Origin of the sequence: Bradyrhizobium campsiandrae (assembly GCF_014529705.1) — a bacterium.
Lineage (GTDB): Bacteria > Pseudomonadota > Alphaproteobacteria > Rhizobiales > Xanthobacteraceae > Bradyrhizobium > Bradyrhizobium campsiandrae.
On record NZ_JAANIH010000304.1, the window covers coordinates 1 to 312 of the forward strand.

1 protein-coding gene is annotated in these 312 nt (G+C 60.6%); it reads right to left on the minus strand.

The annotated features are described in order from the left end of the window. On the minus strand, positions 1-235 hold a 235-nt coding region (locus G8O24_RS47470; protein WP_244646445.1), incomplete at its 3' end, for an IS110 family transposase. Positions 236-312 lie beyond the last annotated feature (77 nt).

Sequence of the window (312 nt, forward strand, 5' to 3'; positions counted from 1 at the left end):
TCGCGATCAGCTTCGCGTCGATCTTGTCGTTCTTGGCCAGCAGCTGATGGAACGTGCCATAGGCACGGACCTGCTTCGGCTGAAACAGGACGACGACGAACCGCTTGCGCCGCAGCTCGGCGACGACGGCCTGCTCATAGCCTCCGCTTGCCTCGATCCCTATCCGCTTGACCTTGCGGCCCTTCAGCCACGCCACCAAAGCCTGGCGGCCTTCTACCGTGTTGTCGACCTGCAATTGCTCCGAGCTGCCGTCTATTGCCACGTCGAGCTTAGCTTTGCCGGTATCGATACCGGCACAGATCGTGATACGTT